The organism is Methylopila musalis (assembly GCF_042679725.1).
Classification (GTDB): domain Bacteria; phylum Pseudomonadota; class Alphaproteobacteria; order Rhizobiales; family Methylopilaceae; genus Methylopila; species Methylopila musalis.
In genome coordinates this window covers 1-26,346 of sequence record NZ_JBHTMX010000023.1, presented here as the reverse complement: position 1 = coordinate 26,346, position 26,346 = coordinate 1, and the positions used below count along the sequence as shown (strand labels likewise).

The 26,346-nt window shown below is 70.2% G+C and carries 26 protein-coding genes; 13 read left to right on the top strand and 13 right to left on the bottom strand.

Going from position 1 to position 26,346, the window contains the following annotated elements:
• Positions 1-54: 54 nt before the first annotated feature.
• Positions 55-540 (bottom strand): pilus assembly protein N-terminal domain-containing protein, encoded by a 486-nt coding sequence (locus ACFQ4O_RS05175; RefSeq protein ID WP_378774591.1) that lies wholly within the window; start codon positions 538-540, stop codon positions 55-57.
• 347 nt (positions 541-887) lie between these two features.
• Here ACFQ4O_RS05175 and ACFQ4O_RS05170 point away from each other — a divergent pair, with 347 nt between their 5' ends.
• From ACFQ4O_RS05170 to ACFQ4O_RS05130, 9 genes are all read left to right on the top strand, one after another.
• Positions 888-1,052: a Flp family type IVb pilin gene (locus ACFQ4O_RS05170; RefSeq protein ID WP_378774590.1), complete on the top strand. Its 165-nt coding sequence runs from the start codon at positions 888-890 to the stop codon at positions 1,050-1,052.
• Positions 1,053-1,200: 148 nt separating this feature from the next.
• Complete coding sequence (locus ACFQ4O_RS05165) at positions 1,201-1,716, top strand: A24 family peptidase (protein WP_378774589.1); 516 nt, start codon at positions 1,201-1,203, stop codon at positions 1,714-1,716.
• A gap of 152 nt (positions 1,717-1,868) precedes the next feature.
• The gene (gene cpaB, locus ACFQ4O_RS05160) at positions 1,869-2,654 is read left to right on the top strand and encodes a Flp pilus assembly protein CpaB (protein WP_378774588.1); all 786 of its coding nucleotides are present in this window, start codon (positions 1,869-1,871) and stop codon (positions 2,652-2,654) included.
• Between the two features lie 56 nt (positions 2,655-2,710).
• The gene (locus tag ACFQ4O_RS05155; protein ID WP_378774587.1) at positions 2,711-4,156 is read left to right on the top strand and encodes a type II and III secretion system protein family protein; all 1,446 of its coding nucleotides are present in this window, start codon (positions 2,711-2,713) and stop codon (positions 4,154-4,156) included.
• 30 nt (positions 4,157-4,186) lie between these two features.
• Positions 4,187-4,921 (top strand): CpaD family pilus assembly protein, encoded by a 735-nt coding sequence (locus tag ACFQ4O_RS05150; protein ID WP_378774586.1) that lies wholly within the window; start codon positions 4,187-4,189, stop codon positions 4,919-4,921.
• The gene (locus ACFQ4O_RS05145) at positions 4,918-6,165 is read left to right on the top strand and encodes an AAA family ATPase (protein ID WP_378774585.1); all 1,248 of its coding nucleotides are present in this window, start codon (positions 4,918-4,920) and stop codon (positions 6,163-6,165) included. The genes ACFQ4O_RS05150 and ACFQ4O_RS05145 overlap by 4 nt, the downstream gene beginning before the upstream one ends.
• A gap of 28 nt (positions 6,166-6,193) precedes the next feature.
• Positions 6,194-7,648: a CpaF family protein gene (locus tag ACFQ4O_RS05140; RefSeq protein WP_378774584.1), complete on the top strand. Its 1,455-nt coding sequence runs from the start codon at positions 6,194-6,196 to the stop codon at positions 7,646-7,648.
• Between the two features lie 18 nt (positions 7,649-7,666).
• The gene (locus ACFQ4O_RS05135) at positions 7,667-8,644 is read left to right on the top strand and encodes a type II secretion system F family protein (protein ID WP_378774583.1); all 978 of its coding nucleotides are present in this window, start codon (positions 7,667-7,669) and stop codon (positions 8,642-8,644) included.
• A 16-nt stretch (positions 8,645-8,660) separates the two neighbouring features.
• Positions 8,661-9,635, top strand: coding sequence for a type II secretion system F family protein (locus tag ACFQ4O_RS05130; RefSeq protein ID WP_378774582.1), 975 nt, complete (start codon positions 8,661-8,663; stop codon positions 9,633-9,635).
• 25 nt (positions 9,636-9,660) lie between these two features.
• On the opposite strand, the gene ACFQ4O_RS05125 is transcribed toward ACFQ4O_RS05130, so the two are convergent.
• The 9 genes from ACFQ4O_RS05125 to fabA form a co-directional block, all read right to left on the bottom strand.
• Entirely contained in the window at positions 9,661-10,821 is a 1,161-nt protein-coding gene (locus ACFQ4O_RS05125) for an osmoprotectant NAGGN system M42 family peptidase (RefSeq protein ID WP_378774581.1), read from the bottom strand.
• 96 nt (positions 10,822-10,917) lie between these two features.
• On the bottom strand, positions 10,918-11,205 hold the full coding sequence (locus tag ACFQ4O_RS05120) for a type II toxin-antitoxin system RelE/ParE family toxin (protein ID WP_378774580.1): 288 nt from the start codon (positions 11,203-11,205) through the stop codon (positions 10,918-10,920).
• The gene (locus ACFQ4O_RS05115) at positions 11,195-11,452 is read right to left on the bottom strand and encodes a type II toxin-antitoxin system ParD family antitoxin (RefSeq protein ID WP_378774579.1); all 258 of its coding nucleotides are present in this window, start codon (positions 11,450-11,452) and stop codon (positions 11,195-11,197) included. Before ACFQ4O_RS05115 ends, ACFQ4O_RS05120 begins: the two co-directional genes overlap by 11 nt.
• Before the next feature lie 61 nt (positions 11,453-11,513).
• Entirely contained in the window at positions 11,514-13,238 is a 1,725-nt protein-coding gene (gene ngg, locus ACFQ4O_RS05110) for an N-acetylglutaminylglutamine synthetase (RefSeq protein ID WP_378774578.1), read from the bottom strand.
• Positions 13,239-13,289: 51 nt separating this feature from the next.
• Complete coding sequence (locus ACFQ4O_RS05105; protein ID WP_378774577.1) at positions 13,290-15,062, bottom strand: N-acetylglutaminylglutamine amidotransferase; 1,773 nt, start codon at positions 15,060-15,062, stop codon at positions 13,290-13,292.
• 166 nt (positions 15,063-15,228) lie between these two features.
• Complete coding sequence (locus ACFQ4O_RS05100; RefSeq protein ID WP_378774576.1) at positions 15,229-16,485, bottom strand: hypothetical protein; 1,257 nt, start codon at positions 16,483-16,485, stop codon at positions 15,229-15,231.
• Between the two features lie 61 nt (positions 16,486-16,546).
• Positions 16,547-17,389, bottom strand: coding sequence for an enoyl-ACP reductase FabI (gene fabI, locus ACFQ4O_RS05095; RefSeq protein ID WP_378774575.1), 843 nt, complete (start codon positions 17,387-17,389; stop codon positions 16,547-16,549).
• Between the two features lie 41 nt (positions 17,390-17,430).
• Positions 17,431-18,645 carry a beta-ketoacyl-ACP synthase I gene (gene fabB, locus ACFQ4O_RS05090; protein WP_378774574.1) on the bottom strand — a complete coding sequence of 405 codons (1,215 nt, stop codon included), beginning with the start codon at positions 18,643-18,645 and terminating at the stop codon, positions 17,431-17,433.
• Positions 18,646-18,760: 115 nt separating this feature from the next.
• Positions 18,761-19,267 carry a 3-hydroxyacyl-[acyl-carrier-protein] dehydratase FabA gene (gene fabA / locus ACFQ4O_RS05085; protein ID WP_378774572.1) on the bottom strand — a complete coding sequence of 169 codons (507 nt, stop codon included), beginning with the start codon at positions 19,265-19,267 and terminating at the stop codon, positions 18,761-18,763.
• 217 nt (positions 19,268-19,484) lie between these two features.
• On the opposite strand from fabA, the gene irrA reads away from it, so the two are divergent.
• Positions 19,485-19,997, top strand: a complete 513-nt coding sequence (gene irrA / locus ACFQ4O_RS05080) for an iron response transcriptional regulator IrrA (RefSeq protein WP_378774571.1) — start codon at positions 19,485-19,487, stop codon at positions 19,995-19,997.
• Positions 19,998-20,095: 98 nt separating this feature from the next.
• On the opposite strand, the gene ACFQ4O_RS05075 is transcribed toward irrA, so the two are convergent.
• The gene (locus ACFQ4O_RS05075; RefSeq protein ID WP_378774570.1) at positions 20,096-20,653 is read right to left on the bottom strand and encodes an SH3 domain-containing protein; all 558 of its coding nucleotides are present in this window, start codon (positions 20,651-20,653) and stop codon (positions 20,096-20,098) included.
• Positions 20,654-20,841: 188 nt separating this feature from the next.
• On the opposite strand from ACFQ4O_RS05075, the gene ACFQ4O_RS05070 reads away from it, so the two are divergent.
• Both ACFQ4O_RS05070 and ACFQ4O_RS05065 read left to right on the top strand, forming a co-directional pair.
• Positions 20,842-21,837, top strand: a complete 996-nt coding sequence (locus tag ACFQ4O_RS05070) for a 2-hydroxyacid dehydrogenase (protein ID WP_378774569.1) — start codon at positions 20,842-20,844, stop codon at positions 21,835-21,837.
• Between the two features lie 229 nt (positions 21,838-22,066).
• A complete protein-coding gene (locus ACFQ4O_RS05065) occupies positions 22,067-22,399 on the top strand; it encodes a hypothetical protein (RefSeq protein WP_378774568.1) in 333 nt (110 codons plus the stop codon).
• A 60-nt stretch (positions 22,400-22,459) separates the two neighbouring features.
• On the opposite strand, the gene ACFQ4O_RS05060 is transcribed toward ACFQ4O_RS05065, so the two are convergent.
• Positions 22,460-23,269, bottom strand: coding sequence for a HesA/MoeB/ThiF family protein (locus tag ACFQ4O_RS05060; RefSeq protein ID WP_378774567.1), 810 nt, complete (start codon positions 23,267-23,269; stop codon positions 22,460-22,462).
• 102 nt (positions 23,270-23,371) lie between these two features.
• Here ACFQ4O_RS05060 and ACFQ4O_RS05055 point away from each other — a divergent pair, with 102 nt between their 5' ends.
• Positions 23,372-24,388: a TraB/GumN family protein gene (locus ACFQ4O_RS05055; RefSeq protein WP_378774565.1), complete on the top strand. Its 1,017-nt coding sequence runs from the start codon at positions 23,372-23,374 to the stop codon at positions 24,386-24,388.
• Between the two features lie 31 nt (positions 24,389-24,419).
• Here the strand turns inward: ACFQ4O_RS05055 and polA are convergent.
• Positions 24,420-26,346: DNA polymerase I (gene polA / locus ACFQ4O_RS05050; protein ID WP_378774564.1), on the bottom strand; the 1,927-nt coding region annotated here is incomplete at its 5' end.

Genomic DNA, 26,346 nt, shown 5'->3' with positions numbered 1-26,346 from the left:
GCGGCCTGCCGGGCGCGGAAGGCCGCCGCCGCGCGCGCCGGGGCGATCATGCGCTTACTGGCCGGGCATGCTGGAGCCGCCCGCGGCCAGGCCGGCGCGCTGGGCGATCTGGGTGGCGGCCGCCTCGAAGGCGTCCTTGTCGTCGCCGATGGCGAGCACCGGCTCGCAGCGCGGCGTGCAGGACAGGCTCTCGCGCTTGTTGGCCCGCTGGACGGTGACCACGCTGTCGAGCGCCCGGCGCACGTTGACGATGGTCTCGGAGACCACCTCGCCCGCGCCGTTCAGCAGCATGATGTTGGTGGAGCCGAAGCTCTTGCCGGTGACCACCAGCACGCCGTTCCTTTGGACAGTGGCGTCGGCGATCATGGGGTTGCCGATGACGATGGTCGCCGTGCCCTCGGGGGCGCGCAGGATGCTGGCGCGATCGACGGTGACGTCGACGGAGCCGCCCGCGCCGTGGGCTGCGGTCGCGACCAGAGCCGCGCAGGCCGCCGCGGCCATCCCGCCCATGCGCAGCGCCGCCGCAAATGCCGAAGCCATGACATCGTTCCCCGAAGCTGAATCCCGCGAGCATTCAAGCGAAGAACGGTGAATGAACCGCTAACGCTCAGGGGGCGCTCAAGCGTTAGTGGATCATGCGGCGCGCCTGCCGGGCGGCGAGGTGAGATTAATGAAAGCTTGCTGGTTGCTTGAGATGTAAGAAGTGATCAAAAACATAACTTAACCAAGAAAGGATCGGATTTAAATCAGGTTGGTTTCACCGATCGGATTAACTCAATGGCAACAGGGCGGCGCCTATGGTCAGGACGTTCCGGGGCGCCGACGAGCTTAGCCGAGGACGCGGAACTGGAGCTGTCGCAAACTTTCAAGTGTTCGGGAGAACTGACATGAGCATCCTCAAGCGCTTCGCCAAGGACGAGTCCGGCGCCACCGCGATCGAGTACGGCCTGATCGCTGTCGGCATCGCCATCGCCATCATCACCACGGTTCAGCTGGTCGGCACCAACCTCACCTCCGCTTTCGACAAGGTCGCCTCCAACCTCACCAAGTGATCTGATCGCTTCAGAGGTTACTGTCGACGCTCCCTCGCCATCCGTTCCGGCCCATGGGCCGGAACGGGGCAGGGCGATGCAGACCGCCGTTCTCCGTCGCGGGAGACGGCGGTTTCGTCGTTTGCGGCTTTAGCAGGACGGAACAGCCATGACCGGATCGGTGATGCTCGAGGTCTTCGTGCTGGCGGTGCTGCCGGCCCTGGTGGCCGTGGCGGCGGTGTCCGACCTGCTGACCATGACGATCCCCAACCGCCTCGTGCTGGCGGTGACCGCCGCCTTCGCGGTCGCGGCCCCGGTCGCGGGTCTGAGCCCCGCCGAGATCGGCCTGCATCTGGCCGCCGGCGCTCTGGTGCTGGCGATCGGCATGGCTCTGTTCATCCCCGGCTGGATCGGCGGCGGCGACGCCAAGCTCGCCGGCGCGCTCGCGCTGTGGCTCGGCTTCACGCCGCTGCTGGAGTGGTTCGTGCTGTTCGCGCTGTTCGGCGGCGCGCTCACCTTCGCCATGCTGTGGTACCGGGGCGTCCCGCTGCCCGCCCGTCTCGTGGGCGTGGACTGGCTCGCCCGGCTGCACCGGCCGACCTCCGGCGTGCCCTATGGCGTCGCGCTCGCGGCGGGGACGCTCCTGCTGCTGCCGGGCACCGACTGGTTCCGCTTTCTGACGTGAACGGCGCAAGGCGCGATCCCGGCGCGCGACGACCCTAGTAAAAACCCTTAACCCTGTTCGCCAATTCAACATTAACCATGAATTGACGATTGCCTGCTTGAATTCCCTGAACGCCTCAGACGTCCGAGGCGGGGTCGGGGGAGACAGACGGGATGAAAGCCGCACGCATCGTCGTTTTGGGCGTCGCGCTGGTCGCGGGCCTGGGGGCGGCCATGCTGGCCGGCGGCGGGGATGACGCGCCCGAGGCGCCGGCTCCCGTGGCCCAGGCGCCGGCGCTCGAAGTGCTCGTGGCCGCGACCGACGTGCCGCTGGGCGGCGTGGTCCGCGCCGAGGATCTGCGCTGGCAACCTTGGCCGTCCGAAGCCGGCAACCCCGCCTTCGTCACCCGCGCGGCCTCCCCGGACGCCCTGAGCCAGAACGCAGGCGCCATCGCCCGTTCGCCCTTCGTGGCCGGCGAACCCATCCGCGCCGACAAGCTGATCAAGGGCGCGGGCTCCGGCTATCTCGCCGCGATCCTGCCGGCCGGCATGCGCGCCATCTCGGTGGAGATATCGCCCGAGACCGGCGCCGGCGGCTTCATCCTGCCGAACGACCGCGTCGACGTGCTGCTGACGCGCCGCTCCACCGGCGCCGGCGGCCGCGACGACAGCTATTCCGAGACCATCGCCGCCAATGTCCGCGTTCTGGCCATCGACCAGACCATCGAGGACAAGGAGGGCGAGAAGGTCGTCGTGGGCAAGACCGCGACGCTCGAACTGTCGCCTACCCAGACCGAGGTTCTGGCGCTCAGCCGCCAGCAGGGCGTGATCGCGCTTGCGCTCCGGTCGCTCGCGGACTCCGCGTCCGGTCCGCTCAATCCCGACGAACTTTCCTCGACGCAGCGCGACCGCGTGACCGTGGTGCGCTTCGGCGTCGTCAGCCAGGGCGGAACGCGATGAGCCGCGCCCACGTCCCGGCCTCCGTTCCGCCGTTCCGCCGTCAGGACCCGATCTCCATGCCCGCTCGTCTTGCTCCCGGCGCCCGGCGCACGTTCACAACCGGCCTCGCCCGGAGCCTGCGCGCCGCGCTGCTCGCGGCCTGCGCCGTCTCGCTTGCGGCTCCGCTGCCGGCGGCCGCCGCCGATCCAGCTTACTTTTCCCGGGTCTCGGACGCCGGCGAGACACGGATCGATCTCGGCATCGGCAAGTCCTACGCCGTCACGCTGCCGAGCGACGCCAAGGAGGTGTTCGTGGCCGATCCGTCGGTCGCCAACGCCGTGGTGCGCACCGCGCGCAAGGCCTATCTGATCGGAACCGGCCCCGGCCAGACCGACGTGAAGTTCCTCGACGCCGAGGGCCGCGAGATCGCGTCCTACGAGGTGTCGGTCTCCCGCGACGTGGGCTCGATCCGCTCCTCCATCGGCCGCTCGATCTATGGCGGCAACGTGCGGGTTGAGGGCGTCGGCGACGGCGTGGTGGTGACCGGTTCGGTCAAGTCCGCGCAGGAGGCCCAGACCGCCATCGACATCGCGGCCGGCTACATGGCCGACCCCAAGAAGGTGGTGAACGCGCTCAAGATCGAAGGGCAGGATCAGGTACTGCTCAAGGTCAAGGTCGTGGAGATGAAGCGCGAGGTCGTGAAGCAGCTCGGCGTCGACTACGGCTTCGACAACTTCAAGGTCGGCGGAACCGTGCTCGACGGCGGGACCGAGTTCCCCTTCGGCGCCAACAACGCCTCGCCCGCCGCCAGCATCGTCGGGACCTACGCCGCCAACGGCGGGTCGTTCCAGGCGCGCCTGCAGGCGATGGAGCGCGCGGGCGTGGTGCGCACGCTGGCTGAGCCGAACCTGACCGCGATCTCGGGCGAAGGTGCGAAGTTCCTGGCCGGCGGCCAGTATCCGTTTCCCGGACCCTGTTCGCTCACGAACAGCATCTGCACGCGCAGCGTGGAGTTCAAGGACTTCGGCGTGAGCCTGAACTTCACGCCGGTCGTGCTGACGAGCGGACGCATCAGCCTCAAGGTCTCCACCGAGGTCAGCGAGCTCGACCCCGCCAACGGCATCACGGACAACGGCCTCGTCATCCCGGGCCTGCAGGTGCGGCGCGCGGACTCCACGGTGGAGATTCCCTCCGGCGGCTCCATCGTCATGGCGGGCCTGATCCAGCAGCAGACCAAGCGCGCCGCCGCCGGCCTGCCCGGCCTCATGAAGCTGCCGATCCTCGGCGCGCTGTTCCGCTCCAACGACTTCCTGCGCAACGAGACCGAGCTCGCGATCTTCGTGACGCCCTATCTCGCCAAGCCGACGGCGCCCGCCAAGCTCGCCTCGCCGGACGACGGCTTCGCGGAGCCGAGCGACCAGTCCGCCATCCTGCTCGGCCGCCTGAACCGCCTCTACGGCGTTCCGGGCAAGATCGACCCCCACACCGTGAGCCACCGCCGCGGCGGCTTCATCATCGATTGAGGCCTGACGGCGCTCATGGAGTCCTCTGTCATGAACGGCATGCTCCCATCCCGGGTCCGCAGGCGCCTCGGCGCCGCTCTGGTCGTGATCCCGGCCCTCGCCCTCGGCGGGTGCCACGCCGACCGGATCGTGTCCGACCCTTATCCGACCACCCATCAGCAGCGGCATCCGATCGTGCTGTCGGAGGGCGCGGAGCGCCTTGATCTGCCGGTCGGGGCCGGCCGGGACGGATTGACCGCGCGGCAGAAGGACGACATCCGCGCCTTCGCCGCCGGCTGGCGGCGCGACGGGCGCAGCCCGATCGCGATCATGACGCCGCAGGGCGGCGAGAGCGGCGCGGCCGCGTCCTATGCGCTCGGCTCGGTGCGCTCCGCGCTGGTCTCCGCCGGCGTGCCGGCGACGGCCATCCGCGCGCAGCGCTACGCCGCGGGCGACGGCGCCGCGCCGATCCGCCTCGGCTACGTGAAGCTCAAGGCGGGCGTGCCCCATCCATGCGGGCTGTGGCCCGACGATCTCGGCCATGGCGGCGGGGACGTCTACGGCGCGACCCAGAACCGGGAATACTGGAACTTCGGCTGCGCCACCCAGCAGAACCTGGCGGCCCAGGTCGCCGATCCGGAAGACCTCGCCCGTCCCCGCGCCGAAACCCCGGTCTACGCCTCGCGGCGCCAGACGGTGATCGACAACTTCCGCAAGGGCGAAGTGACGGCCGGCGAATACAAGCAGGAAGACGCCAAGATCTCCGAAGCGGGAGGCGGCAAGTGAGCGATCTTCATCAGACCTCGCCGTCCGACATCATCGCGCCGCTGCCGCGGGTGTCGATCCAGGCCTTCTGCGAGACGGTGGAGATCGCGCGTCTCATCGAGCAGGTCTCGGCCGACCGCCGCATGGAGAAGGCGCACGTCAAGGTGCAGATGGGCGGCGGCGCCGCGGCCACCGAGGCCTACAAGACCGCGCCGACCCCGAACGTCATCATCATCGAGGGCGACGCCAGCCGCGCCCGCCTGCTGGAGACGCTTGAGAAGCTCTCCGAGGTCTGCGACCCGGGCACCAAGGTGGTCGTCATCGGCCAGGTGAACGACGTGCCGCTCTACCGCGAGCTGATGCGGCAGGGCGTCAGCGAATATCTGGTGCCGCCCTTCGGCGTCATCGACATGGTGCGCGCGCTGTCCGAGATCTTCCGGGCGCCGGGCGCCGATCCGGTCGGCCGCACGGTGGCTTTCGTGGGCGCCAAGGGCGGCGCGGGCGCGTCCACCATCGCGCACAACACCGCCTGGGCGATCGCGCGCCAGCTCAAGCTCGACAGCGTGGTGGTCGATCTCGACCTCGCCTTCGGCACCGCCGGCCTCGACTTCAACCAGGACCCGCCGCAGGGCGTCGCCGAGGTGGTGTTCGCGCCCGACCGGCTCGACTCCGCGCTGGTGGACCGCCTGCTGTCGAAATGCACCGAGCAGCTCAGCCTGCTGGCCGCGCCCTCGACGCTCGACCGGGTCTACGACTTCCATGAGGACGTGTTCGACCCGCTGCTCGACATCCTGCGGGCCAACGCGCCCTGCAGCGTGCTCGACGTGCCGCACATCTGGACGGCCTGGTCGCGCCGCACCCTGATCGCCGCCGACGAGGTGGTGATCGTGGCGGGCCCGGATCTCGCCAACCTGCGCAACGCCAAGAACCTGATCGACCTGATCAAGGCGGCCCGTCCCAACGACGCGCCGGTGCGGCTGGTGCTGAACCAGGTCGCCGTGCCGAAGCGGGCCGAGATCAAGGTCGCGGACTTCTGCAAGGCGCTCGACGTGGAGCCCTCCGCCGTCATCGCCTTCGATCCGGCGCTGTTCGGCGCGGCCGCGAACAACGGCCAGATGATCGCGGAGGCCGCGCCCGGCCACAAGGTCAACGAGACCTTTACCGATCTTGCCCGCAAGATCACCGGCCGGTCGGAGACGCGGGCGCCCAAGCGCGGGCTGCTCGAGCCTCTGAAGGCGCGGATAAACTGGAAGAAGGCCGGCTGATCGCCGCCGACCGCTAGGAGCGCGACGCATGTTCGGAAAACGGGGCGGCTCGACGTCGGCGCCTGCACAGCAGGGGTTTGCACGCGCCTCGCTGGGCGCGGGGCTCGGCGCGCAGGTCATCGACATCGCGCCGATCTCCGTGGCCGACGAGCCGCGCGTCGCGCCGGCCGCGGCCAGCGACGGCCGGCGCTCGGACGACTACTACCAGACCAAGAGCCGCATCTTCGGCGCCCTGATCGAGGCGATCGACCTGGCGCAGCTCGCCCGGCTCGACACCGAGAGCGCGCGCGAAGAAATCCGCGACATCGTCAACGAGATCATCGCGATCCGGAACGTGGTGATGTCGATCGCCGAGCAGGAGGAGCTGCTCGACGACATCTGCAACGACGTGCTCGGCTACGGCCCGCTGGAGCCGCTGCTCGCCCGCGACGACATCGCCGACATCATGGTCAACGGCGCGGACAACACCTACATCGAAGTGTCGGGCAAGCTGCAGCCGACCTTCGTCCGCTTCCGCGACAACGCCCAGCTGCTGAACATCTGCCAGCGCATCGTGAGCCAGGTCGGCCGTCGGGTCGACGAGGCCTCGCCGATCTGCGACGCGCGCCTGCCGGACGGCTCCCGCGTCAACGTCATCGCGCCGCCGCTGGCGCTCGACGGGCCGACGCTCACCATCCGCAAGTTCAAGAAGGACAAGCTGACCCTCGACCAGCTCGTCCGCTTCGCCTCCATCAGCCCGGAAGGGGCCGAGATCCTCAAGATCATCGGCCGCGTCCGCTGCAACGTGCTGATCTCCGGCGGCACGGGCTCCGGCAAGACCACGCTGCTGAACTGCCTCACGCGCTACATCGACGAGGACGAGCGCATCATCACCTGCGAGGACGCGGCCGAGCTTCAGCTCCAGCAGCCGCATGTGGTGCGGCTCGAGACCCGCCCGCCGAACCTCGAAGGCGAGGGCCAGATCACCATGCGCGATCTGGTGAAGAACTGCCTGCGCATGCGGCCCGAGCGCATCATCGTGGGCGAGGTGCGCGGCCCGGAGGCGTTCGACCTGCTGCAGGCCATGAACACCGGCCATGACGGCTCCATGGGCACGCTGCACGCCAACTCCCCGCGCGAGGCGCTGTCGCGTCTCGAGAGCATGATCACCATGGGCGGCTTCACCCTGCCGTCCCGCACCATCCGCGAGATGATCTGCTCCTCGGTGGACGTGATCGTGCAGGCCTCGCGCCTGCGCGACGGCTCGCGCCGCATCACCCACGTCACCGAGGTGATGGGCATGGAAGGCGACGTGATCATCACCCAGGACATCCTGCTCTACGACATCCTGGGCGAGGACCAGAACAAGCGGCTGATCGGCCGCCACCGCTCCACCGGCATCGGCCGGCCGCGGTTCTGGGAGCGCGCCCGCTACTTCGGCGAGGAGACCCGCCTCGCCGCCGCCATCGACGCCATGGACGTCGACGCGCCGCGCGGCGCCTGACCGGGATCGCTCACGCCCATGGACATGGATCGCCTCCCCCTCATCCTTCTCACCGCGGTGGCCGCGGGCGGGGCGGCCTACGCCCTGTTCTACCCGTGGCTGTCCGGCGAGAAGAAGCTGCAGCAGCGCCAGAAGCTGATCGGCGTCGACCGGCGCCGGGCCGCCACCGAGGCGGCCGTGGAAAGCCTGCGGCGCGGCCAGGTAGCCGACAGTCTGAAGGCGCTGGACGAGCGACAGCGCCGCATCAACCGGCCGAACCTGGAGATGCGGCTGGCGCAGGCCGGGCTGAGCGAGTGGACCAAGGGCCGGTACTACGCCGTCAGCGCCGTTCTGGCGGCGGCCATCGGCCTCGGCGTTCTGCTGGCCTCGGGCAGCGCTCTGGCGGCGCTCGGGGGCGCCTTCGCCGGCTTCTTCGGCGCGCCGGCGTGGATCCTCGGGTTCCTGAAGCGGCGGCGCATCGCGCGCTTCCTGCTGGAGCTGCCCAACGCGGTCGAGGTCATCCTGCGCGGCCTGAAGGCGGGCCTGCCGCTCGGCGACTGCATCCGCATCGTGGCCAACGAAACGCAGGAGCCGGTCAAGGGCGAGTTCCGCGCCATCGTGGAGTCGCAGGCTGTGGGCATCCCCCTGTCCGAGGCCGTGGGCAAGCTCTACGAGCGCATGCCGGTGCCGGAGGCGAACTTCTTCGGCATCGTGATCGCGATCCAGAGCAAGGCCGGCGGCAGCCTGTCCGACGCGCTCGGCAACCTCGCCCGCGTGCTGCGCGACCGCAAGCGCATGAAGGCCAAGGTGCAGGCCATGTCGATGGAGGCCAAGGCGTCGGCGGCCATCATCGGCTCGCTTCCCATCATCACCATCGTCGTCATCGCCACCCTCAACCCCAACTACATGGATCTGATGTGGACCACCGACCTCGGCCGCATCATGCTCGTGGGCTCCGGGCTGTGGATGGTCACCGGCGTGCTGGTGATGAAGAAGATGATCAATTTCGACATCTGACGGCGCGGGGACCGGCGTGATCAGCGAACTCTTCAAGGCGGCGGCGAGCCCGCACACGGTGGCGACCATCCTGGCGGGCGTCGCGGCGGTGGCGACCGTGGTGTCGCTCGCCATGCCGCTGCTGGTGGACGATCCGCTCCAGAGGCGCATGAAGTCGGTGGCCACCGAGCGCTCCCGCATCCGCGCCCGCGAGCGCGAGCGCCTGATGGCGGCCGAGCGCAAGGGCATCCGGCGCGAGCCCAAGGCCTACATGCATTCGGTGGTGAGCCGCTTCAATCTCGCCAAGCATCTCGGCACCGACGACGCCAAGCAGCGGCTGCAGATGGCGGGCTATCGCGGCCCGAGCGCCATGACCACCTTCCTGTTCTTCCGGCTGGTGGCGCCGCTCGGCTTCATGGTGTTCGCGCTGTTCTATCTGTTCGTCGTGAACGACCTGGGGCAGGACGCCATGATCCGGCTCGGCGGCGTGGTGTTCGCCACCTATGCGGGCATCAAGGCGCCGGAGCTGTTCCTCAAGAACAAGGCGGCCAAACGCCAGATCGAGATGCAGCGCGCCTTCCCGGACGCGCTGGACCTGATGCTGATCTGCGTGGAATCCGGCATGTCGATCGAATCCGCCTTCCGCAAGGTGGCGGACGAGATCGGAAGCCAGTCGGTGGCGCTGGCCGAAGAGCTGACGCTGACCATGGCCGAGATGTCCTACCTGCAGGACCGGCGGCAGGCCTATGAGAACTTCGGCGCCCGCACCGGCCTCGAGTCGGTCAAGTCGGTGACGACGGCCCTGATCCAGGCCGACAAATACGGCACGCCGGTCAGCCAGGCGCTGCGGGTGCTCGGCCAGGACAGCCGCGACATGCGCATGGCCGACGCCGAGAAGAAGGCCGCCGCGCTGCCGCCCAAGCTGACCGTGCCGATGATCCTGTTCTTCCTGCCGGTGATCTTCGTGGTGATCCTCGGCCCCGCCATCATCCAGGTCATGAACCTGGAGTGAGGGCGGCGAGGGGCCGCCCCCGCCGTCACCCTTCGGCGGGCAGCGTCTCGTCCGGCTCGATGTCCGGCTCCGCCGGCTCGATCGGCTGGTGGGGAAAGCCCTCGATCGAGCCCACCAGCTTGGCGTCGCGCTTGATGTCGATCGGGCTGGTGGCGTAGGCGGTCAGAAGCTCCGCCAGCGAGCGCAGCGCGTGCATGTGGATGCGCTCGTAGCCGTGGCTCGCGTCCACCCCAAAGGTGACGAGCGCTGTGCGCACGTCCGCCCCCGCCTCCAGCGCCGAGGCGCTGTCCGAGCGGTAGTAGCGGAACACGTCGCGCTGGTGGCGGATGTCGTTGTCGCGAGCGAGCCGGATCAGCTCGTGCGTCAGGTGGTAGTCGAACGGGCCGGTCTGGTCCGCCATGGCGATGGTGACGCCGAACTCGTCCGAGGCCTGTCCCGGCGCGGTGGTGCCGTTGTCCACCGTCACCATGGCGGCGACGTCGTGGGGCAGCACGGCGGCGGCGCCGAGGCCCACCTCCTCCGCGATCGAGAACACCCACCACGTGTCCACCGGCGGCTTCTTGCCGCTATCGATCATGGCCTTCAGCGCGGCGAGCAGGATGGCGACGCCGGCCTTGTCGTCGAGGTGGCGGGAGACGATGAAGCCGTTGTCGAGAAACTCGGTCCCGGTGTCGATCGAGACCACGTCGCCCACATGGAAGCCGAGCCGGGTCAGGTCGGCGGTGTCGCGCGCCAGCGCGTCCACCCGGACCTCCACATAGGGCCAGCCGGTGGGCTGGGTGTCGATCTCGTCGGCGTAGGTGTGGCCGGAGGCCTTCAGCGGCAGGATGGAGCCGCGATAGGCGCCGGCCTCGGTGAAGATGGTGCAGCGGGCGCCCTCGGCGAAGCGGGCGGACCAGTTGCCGATGGGCACCAGCTCCAGCCGGCCGTTCGGCTTCAGGTACTTCACCTGCGCGCCCAGGGTGTCGAGATGGGCGATCAGCGCCCGCGACGGGTCCTTGACACGGCCCTTCAGCCGGGCGCGGATGGCCCCGCGCCGCGTCACCTCGGGCTCGACGCCGAGCCGCTGCAGCTCGTCCACCACCGCGTGGGTGATGGCGTCGGTGAAGCCGGTCGGGCTCGGAATGGCGAGCAGCGTCTTGAGCTGGTCGCCGAGGTAGTCGATGTCGACGTCGAGACGGGGCATGAGACCTCAGCGCAGGCGGAGAAGGTGTCGGGGGAGACGGCCGCGGCCATCAGGATAGGGCGGCGCGGCCCGGGGACGATAGGCGCGTCGCGCCGGTCAGAGATGGCGCCGCCAGTCCCGCGTGGTGTGGAGCACGCGCAGGATCAGAACGCCGCCGTCGGCGCCCACGTCATAGATGACGGCGTGGGACCGGTGGGTGTGAACGCGCGCGCCGCCGAGATCATGGCGCTCCGGCGCGAGCCACGGATGCCGCCCGATCAGATCGAAGGCCTGCGCCAGGTCCGTGTGATAGCGCTCCGCCTGCTCGACGCCGAAGCGTTCCGCGCCGAACAGGAACAGCTCGTACACATCCCTGTCCGCGTCGCGCGAAAGCCTATAGGCCATCGCCGCCGCGGGCCATCGCCGCCGCTCGCGCATCCCGGAGGATGTCGGCCATGGACCGGTCGCTCACCCCGCTCGCGCGGCCCTCGTCGATCAGGCGCTGAAGCTCGGCGATGCTGGCCTGCTTCTCCTGATCGCGGCGGATCAGGTCGCGGATGTAGTCGCTGGCGTTGCCGTAGCGCCCGCTTTCCGTCTGGCCCTCGACCCATTTCTTCATCAGGTCGGGCAGGGACACGTTCATGGTCGCCATGGTCGCCTCCGAAAACGAGCCCGAGAATGGCATAGATTGGCGATCTTCGCCAATTTATGCCTCACCCCAGCCCGATCCGGCGCGCGGCGGTGGGCACCGACAGCGGGAACAGCAGGTCCACGAAACGTTCGGCGGTGGGCTGCGGCTCGTGGTTGGCGAGGCCGGGGCGCTCGTTCGCCTCGATGAAGGCGTAGTCCGGCCCGCTCGGCGACGTCACCATGAAGTCGACGCCGACCACGGGGATGTCGATCGCTCGCGCCACCTTCACCGCGGCCTCCACGAGGCGAGGATGCACCACGCTGGTGACGTCGTGGATGGTGCCGCCGGTGTGCAGGTTCGCGGTCTTGCGCACCACGACGGTCTCGTGCTCGGCCGGCACGTCGTCCATGCGGTAGCCGGCGGCCCCGACGCAGCGTTCGGTTTCGGCGTCGAGCGGGATCGCGCTCTCGCCCTCGGTCGCGGCGGAGCGCCGTCGGCTCTGGGCCTCGATCAGCTTCAGCAGGGTGGAGCGGCCGTCGCCCACCACCTGCGCGGGCCGACGCGTGGCGGCGGCGACCAGTTTGAAATCGATCACGATCAGGCGGAGGTCCTGTCCTTCCACCATCTGCTCCACCACCACACGGTCGCAGAACGTCTTCGCCTGGGTGATGGCGGCCTCCACCTCCTCCAGCGTCTTCAGCCCAACCGAGATGCCGCGGCCCTGCTCGCCGCGGGCGGGCTTCACCACCACCGCGCCGTGCTTGAGCAGGAAGGCGTTCAGCGCGTCCGGGTCGCCGGCCTCGATCTGGTCGGGGGCGACGACGCCTGCGCGCTCCACCGTGCGGCGCGTCACGGCCTTGTCGTCGCAGATGGACATGGCGACGCCGGTGGTGAGTTCGGACAGCGATTCCCGGCACAGGATCGAGCGGCCGCCATGGGTAAGGCGGAAGAAGCCGCCCTCCGCGTCCACCACGTCGACGCCGATGCCGCGCCGGCGCGCCTCGTCCACGATCAGCTTGGCGTAGGGGTTCAGGCCCTCGACGCCGGGCTCGCCCACGAACAGACGCTCGTTGATGGAGTTGCGGCGCTTGACGGAGAAGGTCGCCACGCGCGCGAAGCCGAGCTTCTCGTAGAGCCCGATGGCGAGGTCGTTGTCGTGCATGACCGACAGGTCCATGAAGGCCCGGCCGCGCTCCTTGAACAGCTCCGCCAGCCGGCGCACCAGCGTCTCGCCGACGCCTGGATGGCGGGCCTGCGGATCGACCGCGAGGCACCATAGCGACGAGCCCTGATCCTGCGCGCCGAAGGCCGCCACGTGGTCGACGCCGGTGACGGCGCCCAGCACCTCGTGGCTGCGGGGATCGACCGCCACCAGATGGATCACCACGTCGCTGTCGCGCGCGCGCTCGTAGAAGTCGCGGGGCGCGCAGATCATGTGCCGCGAGGCGTAGATACGGTTCACGGCGTCGATCTCGGCCGCGCTCTCCAGCCGCCGCACCTGGAAGGCGCGCTGGCCGCGCCGCGAGGGCGCGAGCTGGTCCAGCGGCAGCCGGAACATGTGGCTCGGGTCGAGGAACAGCTCCAGCGGGGCCTGCGCCAGCAGCACGTGAGGGTCGTCCACATAGACCGCGATGTCGCGGCGGTCCGGCCCCTCGTCGCGCAGCGCCTCCGCGAGCGCGGCGGGCTCGGCGAAGGTCTGGGCGAACAGAAGGCGGCCCCAGCCGCAGTCCACGATCGCGTCCGGCTGCGGCGCGCCGCCGGGCGCCGCGGCGCTCAGGCCCGATGATTCAAGACGTTCGACAGCCATGGCCATGGGTCGTTGGTCTCCCCTTCCTGTCTCGATGCGTCCGGTCGGCGGTCAGACGCCGTGCCGCTGCAGCCACAGCTCCAGCAGCGCGCATTGCCACAGCTCCGAGCCCCGGAGCGGCGTGATGTGGGCCTTGGGGTCCGCGTAGAGCGCGTCGAGATACTCCGGCCGGAACAGGCCGCGGCTGCGCGCCTTCTCGCTGTCCAGCGCGCCGCGCACCATGTCGAGGGTGCGGCCTTCGAGATATTTGAGGCCCGGCACCGGGAAATAGCCCTTGGGCCGGTCGATGATCTCCGGCGGCACGATCTCGCGGGCGAGCGCCTTCAGCACGCCCTTGCCGCCGTCGGCGAGCTTGTGCTCGGCCGGGATGCGGGCGGCGAGCTCCACCAGCTCGTGGTCGAGGAACGGCACCCGCGCCTCGAGCGAATGGGCCATGGTCATGTTGTCGACCCGCTTCACGGGGTCGTCCACCAGCATCACGGTGGAGTCGAGGCGCAGCGCCTTGTCCACCGCGTCGTCGGCGCCCGGCGTCGCGAAATGCTCATCCACGAAGGCGCGGGCGCTGTCGGCGCCGGCGTAGTCCGGCGAAACATGGGACAGGTAGCGCTGGTGGTCGCGGTCGAAGAAGGAGCGGGCGTAATCGGCAGCCGGATCGTTGGAGGAGGCGAGCGGCGGATACCAGTGGTAGCCTGCGAAGATCTCGTCGGCGCCCTGCCCGGACTGCACCACGGTGACGTGCTTCCGCACCTCTTCCGACAGCAGGTAGAACGCCACGCAGTCGTGGCTCACCATCGGCTCCGACATGGCGTCGATCGCGCCCGGCAGGGCGTCGAGCAGGCGGCTTTCCTCGATGCGGATCTTGTGATGCGTGGTGCCGAAGCGTTCGGCGACGATGTCGGAGTATTTGAACTCGTCGCCTTCTTCGCCGCCACGGGCCTCGAAGCCGATGGAGAAGGTCTCAACGGACTTGTGGCCAAGCTCCGCCAGCAGCGCGACCACCACGGAGGAATCCACGCCGCCCGAGAGCAGCACGCCCACCGGCACGTCCGCGATCATGCGGCGGGCGACGGCGGTGCGCAGCGAATCGTGCAGCGCTTCGCGCCACTCGCCGAAGGAGCGGGCGACGTCCGCCGCCGACCGCTCGTAGGAGACCGTCCAGTAGACCTCCTCCTTGGTGCGGCCGTCCGGCTCGTAGATGCGCAGCGTCGCGGGCGGCAGCTTGCGCACGCCGGACAGGATGGTGCGCGGGGCGGGCACCACCGAGTGGAAGGTCATGTAGGCGTTGAACGCCACCGGATCGATCGAGGTGTCCACCCCGCCCGCCGCCAGCAGCGAGGGCAGGGAGGAGGCGAAGCGCAGCCGGCCCGCGCCCTCGGACAGGTAGAGCGGCTTGATGCCGAGCCGGTCGCGGATCAGGATCAGCCGGCCGGTGTCGCGCTCGTGGATCGCGATCGCGAACATGCCGAGCAGCTTCTTCGGCAGCTCCGTTCCCCAGGCTTTCCAGCCCTTGACGATAACCTCGGTGTCGCCGTCCGAGAAGAAGCGGAAGCCCTTGGCCTCCAGCTCCGCCCGCAGCTCCTTGTGGTTGTAGATGCAGCCGTTGAACACGACAGTGAGCCCGAGATCGGGATCCACCATCGGCTGCTCGGACTTCTCGCTAAGGTCGATGATCTTCAGCCGGCGGTGGCCGAGGATCACCTGGCCGCGCGCGACGATGCCCTCGGCGTCGGGACCGCGCGGGACCATGCATCCGGCCATGGCCGCCACCGCCTCAACCGAGGCCGGCTGGCCGAGAAAGGTCGCTTCGCCGCAAATTCCGCACATGGTCCGGTCGTCGTCCTTCGTCGTCGGGCCGCGCGTCATCGCCGCCCGTCCGGACGGCGGGCGCGGCTTCCTTGAGGGTGATGTCTGGCGGAGGAGCTAAGGCGCGAGCGCCGAAAGGCGAGTCTTCGGCGGCGCAAAAAGGACGGATCGCGGCGGTGAAACCCGCTCAGCCAAGCCTCAGGTGCTCGCGGCCGACCTTGACCAGATCGAACGCGCGCCAGCCGTCGCCCTTCGGCAGCTCGTAGCGCACGATGTCGGCGGTGGCGTAGGCGCGCGACAGTTTCGAGGGCAGGAACGAGCCGGTCCCCACCACGTCCACCGGCGCGGCGAGGTTGCCGAACACGCGGCATTTCAGCGTGTCGAAGCCCGAGGAGGCGACGATGCGCGCCGCCGTGAAGCCGGCGTCGTCCAGCGCCTTGCGGAAGAAGATGACCGCGGCGGCGGTCACGCCGGTGCCGAACAGGATCTTGTCGCGGATCTCGTCGGAGGACAGGCCGTCGAGCTCCTCCAGATCGAGCCCGGCCAGCGCCAGCTTCGCCGCCTCGCCGGGGGTGGCGCGGTGCGTCCATGTCAGCAGCGTGCGCACGCTCTCGTCCCAGTCGAGCCCTTCCAGATGCCGCCCGCCATGGGTGTCGAGCCGGAAGGCGAGCGTCCGGCCCGCCGCCGCAGGCCCGCCGGGACCGTAGAACCAGCGGCAGACCGCCAGCGCGTCGGAGACCTCGCGGCCGTCGTAGTCGACGAGCACGGTGTAGCTGTCCTCGTCGGGGAAGCGGGCGGCGTAGAGCTTTGCCGCCTCCAGCGTGGCGCTCTCCACCGCCGGGTCGCGGCCGTCGCGCAGCATCCGCGCCTTGGCGTAGCCGATCAGCGCGTGGGGCATGGTGCCGAGGCCGCGCTCCGTGCCGAACAGGGGCGCGGCCAGATCCGTGGAGGTTCCGACGAAGCCCGTCGCGCCCATCAGCCGCGCCGTGCGCGAGCCGACCGACGCGCCGTAGGAGGCGGCGAGGTGCATGTCGTCGCCGGTGGTGTGGCGCGCCTCCATGGCGAGAAAGGCGCTGGCGGGCAGCGCCCGGCACATGGCGAAGGCGTTGAAGGCGGAGACGCACGGGAAGCCGACGCGCTGCAGCAGCAGCGTCTCCAGCGGCGCGAGCGCTGCGAGCGAGCCCGTCACATGGAGCAGCGGCTTGCCCGAAGGCGCGACCGCACCTTCCGCCGCCAGCCGCTCCACGACGAGCGGAATGGCGGCGTCGGCGGGATAGGCGGCCTCCAGAAAGGCGACCGCCGGATCGAGCGCCGCCACGGCGTCGGAGCGCAGGAACACCGCATAGGTGACGCGGGCGTCGCCGTTCGCGGCGACGATCGCCGCGGTCTTCTTGAAATAGGTGTCGGCGCGGGCGGAGACGGCGTCCGGGTCGAAGTCGGTCACGTCGCGCGCCTCCGCATCCGACGCCCCGCGGCGGCGTCCGCCTGTGGTCAGTCCCCGGCGGTCACTCGCCCGCGCCGGCCTTCTCCGCCGCGTCTTCCGCCGCGACCGTGACCTTCAGGCTTTCGGTGCGCGGCATGGAGATGACGTTGAAGCCGGCGTCCACGAAATGCACCTCGCCGGTCACGCCCGACGACAGGTCCGACAGCAGATAGAGCGCGGAGCCGCCCACGTCCTCGATAGTGATCGGGCGGCGCAGCGGGGCGTGGCGGCGCTGATGCTCGTACATCAGCCGGGCGTCGGAGATGCCGGCGCCGGCGAGCGTGCGCACCGGGCCTGCGGAGATGGCGTTCACCCGCACGCCCTGGGGGCCGAAATCGGCCGCGAGATAGCGCACGGAGGCCTCGAGCGCGGCCTTGGCCACGCCCATGACGTTGTAGTTGGGCATGACGCGGGTGGCGCCGCCGTAGGTCAGGGTGATCATGGCGCCGCCAGGGCCCATCAGCTCGGCCGCGCGCTTCGCGCTCTCCGTGAAGGAGAAGGCCGAGATCAGCAGGGTGCGCGCGAAATTCTCGCGGGTGGTGTCCGCGTAGCGGCCCTTGAGCTCGTTCTTGTTGGAGAAGCCGATGGAGTGGACGAACAGGTCGAGTCCGCCCCAGCGCTCCTTCAGCGCGGCGAACACCGCGTCCACGGAGGCGAGGTCCTCCACGTCGCAGGGCAGCACCAGATCGGAGCCCACGCTCTCCGCCAGCGGGCGCACGCGCTTGGCCAGAGCGTCGCCCTGATAGGTGAAGGCGATCTCCGCTCCCGCCTGCGCCAGCGCCTTGGCGCAGCCCCAGGCGATGGAGTGGTCGTTGGCGACGCCCATGACGAGGGCGCGCTTGCCCGAAAGAAGTCCGGCGACCATCGCGCCCTCCTGCATGCCGCCGTGGCCGGCGAGCCTTCGCGTCAGACGCGCTCGAACACCAGCGTGGCGTTGGTGCCGCCGAAGCCGAAGGAGTTCGACATCACCGCGTTCAGCGTCACGTCGTCCCGGCGCTCGCGCAGGATCGGCATGTCGGCGAAGTCGGGGTCGAGCTCGGTGATGTTGGCGCTCTCGGCCATGAAGCCGTTCTGCATCATCAGCAGCGAGTAGATCGCCTCCTGCACGCCGGCGGCGCCGAGCGAATGGCCGGTGAGCGACTTGGTGGCCGAGATCGGCGGGCATTTGTCGCCGAACACCACGCGCAGCGCTTCGATCTCCTTGGCGTCGCCGACCGGCGTCGAGGTGGCGTGCGGGTTGACGTAGTCGATCGGCCCGCGGACGGTCTTCAGCGCCTGGCGCATGCAGCGCGCCGCGCCCTCGCCGGACGGCGCCACCATGTCGTGGCCGTCGGAGGTGGCGCCGTAGCCGGTCAGCTCGGCGTAGATCTTGGCGCCGCGGGCCTTGGCGCGCTCGTACTCCTCCAGCACCAGCACGCCCGCGCCGCCGGCGATGACGAAGCCGTCGCGGGTCTTGTCATAGGCGCGGGAGGCGGTCTCCGGGGTGTCGTTGTACTTGCTCGACATGGCGCCCATGGCGTCGAACAGGTTGGACAGCGTCCAGTCCAGCTCCTCGCAGCCGCCGGCGAACATCACGTCCTGCTTGCCGTACTGGATCATCTCCGCGGCGTTGCCGACGCAATGGCTCGACGTGGCGCAGGCGGACGAGATCGAATAGTTCACGCCCTTGATCTTGAACCAGGTGGCGAGGGTGGCCGAGGCGGTGGAGGACATCGCCTTCGGCACTGCGAACGGGCCGATGCGCTTCGGGCCGCCCTTCTCGCGGGTGATGTCGGCCGCTTCGACCACCACGCGGGTGGAGGGGCCGCCGGAGCCCATGATGATGCCGGTCGTCTCGCTGGAGACGTCGCCGTCCTCGAGGCCCGCGTCCCGGATCGCCTGCTCCATGGCGATGTGGTTCCAGCCGCTGCCGCCGCCGTGGAAGCGCATGGCGCGGCGGTCGACCACCTCGGCGGGGTCGATGGTCGGCGCGCCCTGCACCTGGCAGCGGAAGCCGTGGGCGGCGAACTGCTCGGCCCGGGTGATGCCGGACCGGGCCTCGCGCAGGGAGGCGAGCACCTCCTGCGTCGAATTGCCGATCGACGACACGATGCCCATGCCGGTGACGACGACGCGCCTCATGGGAGTTCCTCCAGCAGCGGGGCCAAGGGTGTCGGCGGAGCCGACCGCGGCGCGGCCTTGCGCGCCGGCGGATCCCGGGGCCCGGGGGTGGCTTAAAACGACGTCCGACCGACGGTCAGGACTTGAACAGGCCGACCTTGAGGTCTTTCGCCTGATAGATGGTCTCGCCGTCCGCCTTCAGCCAGCCGTCGGCGATGCCGAGCACGAGGCGGCCGCGCACCACGCGCTTGAAGTCGACGCCGTAGACGACCTGCTTCACGCTGGGCAGCACCTGGCCGGTGAACTTGATCTCGCCGGTGCCGAGCGCCCGGCCGCGGCCTTCCGAGCCGAGCCAGCCGAGATAGAAGCCCGTCATCTGCCACAGCGCGTCCAGGCCGAGGCAGCCCGGCATCACCGGATCGCCCTTGAAGTGGCACTCGAAGAACCAGAGGTCGGGGCGCACGTCGAGCTCCGCCCGGACGCAGCCCTTGCCGTGCTCGCCGCCGGTCTCGGAAATCTCCGAAATGCGGTCGAACATCAGCATGGGAGGCGCGGGAAGCTGCGCGTTTCCGGCGCCGAACAGCTCGCCGCGGCCGCAGGCCAGAAGCTCTTCGTAATCGTAACTGGCCTTGCGCTCGGTCATGTCGGTTCGTCGACGTCCTCTAGATAGCGTCCGGCGCCGCGCGGACGCACGGCGGGGCCTCCCTAGCACACATGGCGCGAGGGCGAAAAGCGCTTCGATCGGCAGAGGTTGCTTGCGGGGCCGCGACAGGCTATTTTAGCGAGTGACTTGCAACTGAAGCGTCCAATCCCAAGCGCCGGGGCCTTCCGCCTTCTTCGTGGGCGCCCCCGACAACCGCATGAGTGTGTTGAGACAGATGCCTGAAGTGACCGTGCTCCACCACGCCTCCGCGCCCGCCGCGGCGCAGGCTCCGTCGGCGGATTGCGGGCTGCGGCCTTCGCTTTGCGTCGCCCGCGACGTGGGCGCGCTGCTGCGCGACGCCGGCCTGCGCCCCACGCGCCAGCGCATCGCGCTCGGCCGTCTGCTCTACGCCAAGGGCGACCGCCACGTGACCGCGGAAATCCTGCACGAGGAGGCCATGCGCGCCCGCGTGCCGGTGTCGCTCGCGACCGTCTACAACACGCTGCACCAGTTCACGGAAGTGGGCCTGCTGCGCGAGCTGGCGGTGGACGGCTCCAAGACCTGGTTCGACACCAACGTCACCGAGCATCACCACTTCCTGGTCGAGGACGACAACCAGCTGATGGACATTCCCGGCGCCCACGTGTCGGTGGACCGGCTGCCGGAGATTCCGGCCGGCATGGAGATCGCCCGCGTCGACGTGGTCGTGCGCCTGCGCCGCAAGGCCTGAGCAAAACGCCGTAATCGGCGTCCTGAATGCGAAAAGGCCGCCCGGAGAGGCGGCCTTTTTTGTTTCGGTGAGTGGTAGGAGGATCGCGCGGCGGGGGGTCAGTCGAACCGCTCGCCCGGATAGACGCCCCACAGGCGCTTCTGCTCGATCCAGCCTTCGAAGCCCTGGCCTTCCACGCGGCACCACTGGCTGTCGCAGTTGCGCACCTCCACCAGCACCTTGGGCTCCAGCCGCGCGGACAGGCGCTCGTGGGCGCCGGCGCGCACGTGGATCGGCGTTGCCGACGTGTCCTTGGACCAGGGCGCGACCAGCGCCGTGCGGCGCCCCGCCAGCAGGCTGTGCCAGACCCAGCCTTCCGCGCCCTCGGAGTCACGGATGCGGCGCCAGTTGTCGTATTCGGCGACGATCTCCACCGGCTCGCCGGCGCGGCGGTAGACGAAGGCCACCGGGTGCTCCTTGGTGGGCCCCTGGCGCACATAGACCTTGGCGGACTTCAGGCTCACGAAGCGCGGCACCGGCAGGCCGGACATGGGGCCGATCATCAGCCCCGCCTCGCCCGGCCGCGCGGCCTGGGACACGGCCGCGACCGGCGCCAGCGTGGCGAGCGCCGCCAGCGCCGCGACGGCCGCCCTCAGAGCCCTTGAGAATCGCGCCATGGTCCTGCTCCCGAAGAATGCCGTCGTTCGTCGTCGTCTTGCGTTCCGCCCGCCGTCTGGTAGAGACGGCTTTCAGCCCCTGCCGGGCGGCCGTCCCGGCCGGCGGAGGCGGGGTCGTTCCACGCAGCATCCCTCGTTCGGCTTGACGATGGATTAACCGTGCCGCGTCTGAAGAAAGGTCGAGGGTCATGAAGAAGCGCCCGCTCGTCGTCGTCACGCGCCGGCTTCCGGACGTGATCGAGACCCGGATGCGCGAGCTGTTCGACGCGCGCCTCAACCACGACGACGCGCCCATGTCGCGCGAGGCGCTGATCGAGGCCGCCCGCGAGGCCGAGGTGCTGGTGCCGACGGTCACCGACCGCATCGACGCCGCCGTGCTGGAGCAGGCCGGGCCGAACCTCAAGCTGATCGCGAATTTCGGCAACGGCGTCGACAACATCGACGTGCAGGCGGCCACCGATCGCGGGATCACCGTCACCAACACGCCGGGCGTGCTGACCGAAGACACGGCCGACATGACCATGGGCCTGATCCTGGCCGCGCCGCGCCGCATCGCCGAGGGCGCGCGGGTGGTGCCGGACGATCAGGAGTGGTCGGGCTGGTCGCCGACGTGGATGCTCGGCCGGCGCATCTGGGGCAAGCGCCTCGGCATCGTCGGCATGGGGCGCATCGGGCAGGCGGTGGCGCGGCGCGCCAAGGCCTTCGGCCTGTCGATCCACTACCACAACCGCCGCCGCGTGGCCGCCCATCTCGAGGACGCGCTGGAGGCGACGTACTGGGAGAGCCTCGACCAGATGCTCGCCCGCATGGACATCGTGTCGGTGAACTGCCCGCACACGCCCGCGACCTACCACCTTCTGTCCGCCCGGCGGCTCAAGCTGCTGAAGAAGGACGCCTATGTGGTGAACACCGCCCGCGGCGAGGTGATCGACGAACTGGCGCTCGCCCGCATGCTGGAGGCCGGCGATCTCGCCGGCGCCGCGCTCGACGTGTTCGAGAACGAGCCGGCGGTGAACCCCAAGCTCGTCAAGCTCGCCCGCCAGAACAAGGTGGTGCTGCTGCCCCATCTCGGCTCGGCCACGCTCGAAGGCCGCATCGACATGGGCGAGAAGGTCATCGTGAACATCAAGACCTTCATGGACGGCCACCGGCCGCCGGACCGCGTCGTCCCCGCGATGCTCTGACGGCGCCAGCCGCCTGATGGCGTTCGGCGCCACCGCCGCCGGACGCCGCCCTTCACGCCGCCTCAGGCGGTGGGGCTGCTCGCTTCCAGCGTCTGACGACTGACGCGCGACGTGGCCCGCGCCTCGTTGACTTGTGCGCGTGTCTGTGCATGATTTGTTCCGGAACAAGGGGCGAACATCGGCGGGGGTCTGGACAATGCGCGGCGCGGTTCTTGGAACGTTTGCGGTTGTGACGGCGTGCGCGCTCGGCGGGACGGCGACCGCCGCCGAGCTGGTGGGGCCGGACGAGCTCAAGTCCGGCTGGCTGGACGGGCGCACGGTCACCACCACCGGACCGCGGGGCGGCGCCTCCACTTTCGTCTTCGCCGCCGACGGCAAGGTGACGCGCGCGGGCGGCCGCGCCGGCTCCGCCACCAACGGAACCTGGCGGGTGGATGAGGACGGCTTCTGCATGACGCTCGGGCAGGCGCGGCGGGAGTCCTGCTATCTTGCGATCAAGGCGGCGGACGGCTCCCTGAAGGTGGTGCGCCGTCAGGCCTCCGCCTTCGTCTGGCGGCGCTGATCGCGGTTCGCGGAACGTTCCGGGCAGTCCCGATCCGTTCCGGGCGCCGTTGGGCGTTCTCTAGCGGCGAACGTGTCCGGACAGGTCGCGAATGGTCGGCGAACGCCCCGTGATCGGGTTGTCCGGATCCCAGCCGTAGGAGATGGTCTCGAACCGCATGGCGAGCGCGTCCACCACCAGCAGGCGCCCGACCAGTCCCTGGCCGAAGCCGACGATCTCGCGCACGACCTCGATCGCCATCAGCGAGCCCATCAGTCCGGCGAGCGCGCCCAGCACGCCCGCCTCCGCGCAGGCCGGCACGGTTCCAGGCGGCGGCGGCTCCGGGAACAGGCAGCGCCAGGTGGGGTTGGGCGTCCCGTCCGGGCCCGTCTCGTGGGGCCGCAGCGTGGTGATGGCGCCGTCGAAGGCGCCGAGCGAGGCGGTGACCAGCGGCCGCCGGGCGAGCGCGCAGGCGTCGGCGACCAGATAGCGGGTCGCGAAGGAGTCCGAGCCGTCGGCGACGATGTCGTAGGCGCCGACCAGCTCCATGGCGTTGTCGGCGGTGAGGCGGGTCGCGTGCGCCTCCAGCGTCACATGCGGGTTGGCGCGGGCGAGGGCGTCGCGGGCGGAATCGGTCTTCAGCCGGCCCACGTCCGGCGTGCCGTGCAGCACCTGCCGCTGCAGGTTGGAGAGCGAGACCACGTCGTCGTCGACGATCCCGATGGTCCCGACGCCGGCCGCCGCGAGATAGAGCGCGAGCGGGCTGCCGAGCCCGCCGGCGCCGACCAGCAGCGCGCGAGCCGCGCCGAGCTTCTTCTGACCCGGCCCGCCGACGTCGCGCAGCACGATGTGGCGGGCGTAGCGTTCGAGTTCGTCTGACGAGAGCGACATGACGCGGAGCTATAGCACGTCGCGCCGCCGGCGCGCCCGTTAACGTGTTCGTCGCTCGCGCGAGGCGAAGCTGGCGCCGACGACGCCCCCGGAGAGATCCCGATGCCGAAGCCCGCGCGCGCCTTGCGCCTCCTCCTCGCCGCCGGCCTGCTGGCGTTTTCCGGCTCGGGCCTCCGGGCGGCGGAGGTCTGCGGGGGCGAGGACCTGCTCGCCCGGGCGGCGAAGGAGAGCGGGGAGGCTTACGCGGCCTTCGTGGCGCGGGCGCAGGAGGTGCCGAACGGCGAGGGCCTGCTGTGGAAGGTGGAGCCGAAAGCCGGCTCGTCCGCGGCGCCGTCCTACCTGTTCGGCACCATGCACACCACCGAGGCCGATCTGGTCGAGCTGGCCGCGCCCGTGCGGGACGCGCTTAAAAGCGCGAAGACCGTCGCGGTGGAGGTCGAGAACGTCAGCGGCGCCGCGGTCCAGGCCGAAACCATCGCCTTCGTCACCAAGAACGGCCTCGATCTCTCGGGCGGGGGGCTCGCGGGCTTCACCGAGACCCAGAAGGACGAGGTTGGGAAGCGGCTTGCGGCGAGCGGCCTTCCGGCGTCGCTCGCCACCACGCTGAAGCCGTGGTTCCTCAGCGTGGCGCTGCAGCTGCCCGCCTGCGAGGTGAAGCTGATGGGCGCGGGCAAGCCCACGATCGACTCCCGCGTGGAGGCGGTGGGGCGCGAGCAGGGCGCGGCGATCGTCGGGCTCGAGACCGTGGCGGAGCAGCTCGGGATCGTGGCCGGCATGCCGGAGGAGGACGCCCGCCGCATGATCCGCGACGTTGTGGCGAGCCCGAACGCCAGCGAGGACCTGCGCGCCACGGTGCTGCGGCTCTACCGCGACCGCAAGATCGGCTGGTATCTCGCCATGACCGCCGACGTGGCCGGCCCGCTGATGGACGCCTCCGCCTACGCCGCCTTCATGGAGGAGCTGGTGGACCGGCGCAACGTGCGCATGGCGGAGCGCTCCGAGGCGCTGATCGACACGGGCGCCGCCTTCGTGGCGGTGGGCGCGCTGCACCTGCCGGGCCCGAAGGGACTGGTCGAGCTCTACCGCAAGGCCGGCTACACGGTCACCAAGGTCTGGTGACCGCGGGCGGGCGCCGGCCCGTCGTCAGGCTTCAGTGGGCCTCTTCCCAGGTGTCGGCGGCGCGGGCGTCCACCTTCAGGGGCACGCGCAGCTCCAGCGCCGGCAGGGGCGCCTGCTCCATCACCCGGACGACCACGGGCAGGGTGGCCTCCACCTCGGCCTCGCCCACCTCGAAGATCAGCTCGTCGTGCACCTGCAGCAGCATCTTCGCGGACAGGCCGGCGTGGTCGAGCGCCTCCTCCATGCGGATCATGGCGCGGCGGATGATGTCCGCGGCCGACCCCTGGATCGGCGCGTTGATGGCGGCGCGCTCGAAATTCGCCCGTTCGGCCGGGTTCTTGGCGTTGATCTGGGGGTAGTGGCAGCGCCGGCCGAAGATGGTGGTGACGAAGCCGTCGGCGCGGGCGGCGGCCTTGGTCGCCTCCATGTAGTCGCGGATGCCGGGGAAGCGTTCGAAATAGGTCTTGATGTAGAGCCCCGCCTCCTCGCGCCCGATGGAGAGCTGGTTGGCGAGGCCGAAGGCCGAGATGCCGTAGATGATGCCGAAATTGATCGCCTTGGCCCGCCGGCGCACCTCGGAGGGCATGCCTTCCACCGGCACGCCGAACATCTCCGAGGCGGTCATGGCGTGAATGTCGAGCCCGTCCTCGAACGCCTGCGTCAGCTGCGGGATGTCGGCCATGTGCGCCAGCACCCGAAGCTCGATCTGGCTGTAGTCGGCTGAGACCAGCTTCGTGCCCGGCGCGGCGACGAAGGCGCGGCGGATCTTCCGCCCCTCTTCCGTGCGCACCGGGATGTTCTGGATGTTCGGCTCGGTGGAGGACAGCCGCCCCGTGGTGGTGGCCGCGAGCTGGAAGTTGGTGTGCACCCGGCCGGTGCGCGGGTGGACATAGGTGGGCAGGGCGTCGGCGTAGGTGGATTTCAGCTTGGAGAGCTGGCGCCAGTCCAGAATGCTGCGCGGCAGGTCGTGGCCGGCCGCGGCCAGCTCCTCCAGCACGTTGGCGGCGGTGCCCCAGGCGCCGGTCTTGGTCTTCTTGGCGCCCGGCAGTCCCATCTTGCCGAACAGGATGTCGCCGAGCTGCTTCGGGCTGCCGAGGTTGAACGGCTCGCCCGCCAGCGTGTGGGCCTCATGCTCCAGCGCGCCCATGCGCTGGGCGAGCTCGCCCGACAGCCGCGACAGCATGGCCCGGTCGATGGCGACGCCCCGGCGCTCCATCCGCGACAGCACCGCCGGCATGGGGCGCTCCAGCGTTTCGTAGACCGTGGTCATGCGCTCGGCGGTCAGCCGCTGGCGGAACAGCGACCACAGCCGCAGCGCCACGTCGGCGCGCTCGGCGGCGTAGGGCGCCACGCGGTCCACCGGCGCTTCCGCCAGCGCAACGCGGGCGCGGCCGGTTCCGGTCACCTCGTCCGGCGTGATCAGCGCATGGCCGAGATGGCGGCGGGCCAGCTCGTCCAGCCCTTGCCCGCCGAGCCCGCTGTCGAGCACGTAAGACGACAGCAGCACGTCGTCGTAAGGGGCGAGGCCGTGGCCGCGCTCGGCCAGCAGCGTGCAGGCGAGCTTCACGTTGTGGCCGATCTTGAGAACCGAATCGTCCTCAAGCGCGGGCGCGAGCAGCGCCAGCGCCTCCGCCTCGGGGATCTGGGCGTCGGCCGCCGCGTCGCCGCCCTCGCTCAGGAGGTCGCCGCCGGCGTGGTGGCCGATCGGCGCATAGGCCGCGCGGCCGGGCGCCAGGCTTAAGGCGACGCCGACGATCTCCGCCTGCATCGGATCGATGGACGAGGTCTCGACGCTCAGCGCGAAGCGGCCGATGTCGCGGGCCTCGGCGACCAGCGCCGCGAGCCGGGCGGGGTCGCGGACGATCTCGTAGGCCGTGCGGTCGATCGCGGTCTCGGCCGCCCGCGCGACGAGCTTGCGCGCCAGATCCTGCGGGGTCGCGCCCTCGGCGGGCGCCGGC